Raw genomic sequence first — 3,530 nt, forward strand, 5'->3', positions numbered from 1 at the left:
GGTCCCTACGGGCCTTTGGCCCTCCGTTCGCGCCGTACCGTCGGTCAGGCGGCGGACCCGCTCCGCGTGTCCGCATCCGGGGCTTCGCCCCGGATGGGCCCGACGCTTCGCGCCCGGGCCGGCATCACTCCGCTTCGCTCCATGATGCCGATGGGCTGAGGCGCGTTCACATGATTGAGCTGAGTTTTTGGCTGAACTTACGAGAGGCTGACTAGGGGGAGGGTGGCGCCGAGGGGGCGCGTGCGGGTCGGCTTCACTCTCGCCAGATTGGTCTAGTCCACGGCCTAGACCACTGTTTCGGCCCCACGGCGGGTCGGAGTGCGCTACCCTCGGAGGGTGAGCAACGGTCTCCAGTGTATCAGTCTTCGAACGTCCGGTGATCCCGCCGGAAGTGGGGTCGGGACTCGTGCTTTTCGAGCGTTTACCGGAATTCGCGACCGGGTGCTGATATCCTGCCGGATAGTCGCTTCTTCCGCGCGCCATATCCGGTCGCCTCGATTCTCGGGCCGTCCGTCGAATGTATCAGTAGGACACTGTCAGCATTTCCCGCGTGGTCCCTGGTATGGGTCCGGGAATGGGTGAGGGGAGACACGTCTTCGTGAACGTCGTAAAGCCCGGCCTGATGGCCGCTCAGGCAGCCGCCGGCATCTCGCTGCGCGGGCACCAGGAGGAGGCCCTGGAGGCCATCGTGCGGGGCCTGACGCCCCGTCCGGGGCACCCTGCCCCGGACGGCCTGCGGGTGACGGTGCAGATGGCCACCGGGTCCGGGAAGTCGTACGTCGGTGCTGCGGCCGGCCAGAAGCTCGTCCCGCGCGGGACGGTGCTGGTGGTCGTGCCCACGCTGGACCTGCTGGTGCAGATGATCGGCGCCTGGCGGGCGGCCGGGCGCTCCGGGGACATGCACGCCATCTGCTCGCTGGTCGACTCGGAGCTGCCGTTCGGGGTGATGGCGAGCACCAGCCCGCTGATGATCGGCATGTGGCTGGCGAACGCCGCGAAGCACCGCCGGCCTACCACCCTGTTCGCCACCTATACGTCCGTGGGCGCGGTCGCCGACGCCTACGAGTACTGGGCCGAGCGCCAGGGCGAGCTGCTGCCCCCGCTGGGCCTGATGGTCTGTGACGAGGCGCACCGGTCCTCCGGCAGTGTCGAGAAGACCTGGACGGTGGTGCACGACCAGGCCGCCATCCCGGCGGAGCGCCGGCTCTACATGACGGCGACTCCGCGGATCTGGGCGCCGCCCAAGCGCCCTGTGAAGGGCCGCGAAGGCGCCTACCAGCCGCTGCCGGAGGAGCTGGCGGTGTCGATGGACGACCAGCGGATCTACGGCCCGCACGTCTACTCCCTGGGCCTCGCGGAGGCCATCGACAGGAAGCTCCTGGCGCCGTTCGAGATCGTGGTCCTGGAGCTGCGCGACCCGCTCGGCGACCGGGCCGCGGCCGAGGCACAGGGCGTGCCGTGGGGACCCGGTGTCGGCGAGGCGGAGGACGGCAGCGAGGACGAGGTCCCGGCCGCGCGGATCGCCGCGATCCAGGCCGGGCTGCTCAAAACCGTGGTGGAGCGCGACCTCCGACGGTGCATCACGTTCCACAGCCGCACGATCGAGGTGCGGTATTTCTCGGAGACGCTGAACCAGACGGCCGAGAAACTGCACTTCGAGAACCCGCAGAAATACCCGCCCGAGGTCTGGGCTCAATGGCTTTCCGGCGAGCACGATGTCGACTACCGGAAGGAGCAGATCGGCGACTTCGGAAAGGGCGAGGAGGACGACGGACTCAAGTACCGGATTTTCAGCAACTGCAAAGTCCTGGGCGAAGGCGTCGACATGCCGAATGCAGATTCGGTGCTTCTCCAGGGCCGGGGCAGCATGGTGGATATCGTCCAGGCCATCGGCCGGGCCCTGCGCATGCAGCCCGGAGAAGGAAAGACCGCAAGCCTGATCGTGCCGGTCTTCCTGGGGCCCGGAGAGGATCCCGGGGACATTCTGGAGTCAGATTCCTACGGTCCCCTGGTCAAGATCCTGACCGCGCTGCGCAGCCACGACGCCAAGGTCGTCGAGGCCCTCGCGGTGCCGCAGAAGTCAGGCAAGCGGACCAAGGGGCGCAGCGCCGAAGCTGCTTCCGGCCCTGGTGAGAGCATGGTTGGTGCGGGTGGCGGGTCGGGGGCGTTCACGCTGCCGGTGCGGTTCCAGACGCCGGTGGACGAGAACGTGCTCGCCCTGTTCATCGCCTCGCGGGTCCTGGTCGGTGAGACGCAGTTGTGGCGTGAGGGGATCGGTCACGCGCGGAAATGGTTCGAGGAGACCGGCGGTCTGGACGTTCCCTATTCGGCACTTGTCGGGGAGAGTGGGAATTACCCTCTCGGAAAGTGGCTGTCGGACCGGCGCGGCGAGAATGCGAATGGTGAGCTGGCGACATACCGGGTGGAGATGCTCGACGCGCTCGGCATGATCTGGTCCGTAAGCGACGCCCGCTTCGAGGCCGGCCTCGACTGGGCCCGGGTGTGGGCGAAGGGCCACGGCGGCTCCCTGGCGGCGCCGGCGCGGGCCTCGGTCGGCGGCTACGCCATCGGCACCTGGCTCTCCGAGCTGCGGGCCGCGGCACAGGTGCCGGCCGGGGAGCCGGGGGCGCTCGCGCCGGAGCGGCGGCGGGCGCTGGAGGAGATCGACCCGTGGTGGTGCCCGGTGTGGCCCATCACCTGGCAGCGCGCCTACGCCACCGCCCGCATGTGGTGGCTCGACACCGACGGCCAGGTCGACTGGACGACGCTGCCCGCGGACACGGTGTTCGAGGGCGAGCAGCTCGGCCGGTGGGTGCAGGCGCAGCGGGCTGGCTGGCCGGACCTGGAGGAGGACCAGCGGGACCTGCTGACCGCGATCGGCATCGAGGCTGACCCGGAGCTGGTGGCCGCCAAGGCCGCCGCTGAGGCGAAGCCGAAGGTGTCCCGTGCGGACCGCTTCGCCCAGGGCCTGGCGGCGCTGGCCGCGTTCGTCGAGCGGGAGGGCCACGTCCGGGTCCCGCGCCCACATAAGGAGCCGCTGGAGGTCAGCGTGGCCGGCCTCGGTGGAGAGGAGAACGTCGAGACGGTTCATGTCAGCCTCGGCACGTGGCTGAACAACCAGAAGGCGAGGCGCGCCAAGCTCGCCCCGGGGCAACTCGCGCAGCTCGCCGAGCACGGCGTGGAGTGGGCGGGGCACCGGGCGCAGGGCGCCGCGTCTCGCTGAGGCGTCCGCGCTGGACCGAAAAGGGGGTGAGCCCGGCTGACCTGACGGGGTACCATGCGAGATGCCGGTGCGGGACTCCCGCTCCGGCCGCGTACCGCTCCGGTTATACGGAACTGCACCTTGCAGGGTTGGACCTGCAGGGTGAAGAGCGGCTGGCCCCCACCATCCGTGGGAGTCCGGGCCTTGTGCCTGGCGGACCAGCGGCTCGCCTAGGACTTGTCCGGTCGATCATGTGCGGAGCCAGATGACGAGGGCGGCTGCGGTGACGGTGCCGAGGTAGACGTAGCCGCGTTTGTCGTAGCGCGTG

1 protein-coding gene is annotated in these 3,530 nt (G+C 69.6%); it reads left to right on the top strand.

Going from position 1 to position 3,530, the window contains the following annotated elements:
* Positions 1-622 precede the first annotated feature (622 nt).
* The gene (locus ACFXAM_RS38240; protein ID WP_380298501.1) at positions 623-3,223 is read left to right on the top strand and encodes a Helicase associated domain protein; all 2,601 of its coding nucleotides are present in this window, start codon (positions 623-625) and stop codon (positions 3,221-3,223) included.
* The last annotated feature ends 307 nt before the right edge of the window (positions 3,224-3,530 follow it).

It is taken from the genome of Kitasatospora sp. NPDC059462 (genome assembly GCF_042749955.1).
Classification (GTDB): Bacteria; Actinomycetota; Actinomycetes; order Streptomycetales; family Streptomycetaceae; genus Kitasatospora.

Coding starts and splice junctions, on each gene's coding strand:
- ACFXAM_RS38240 (WP_380298501.1), top strand. CDS start 623: ATGGCCGCTCAGGCAGCCGCCGGCATCTCGCTGCGCGGGCACCAGGAG.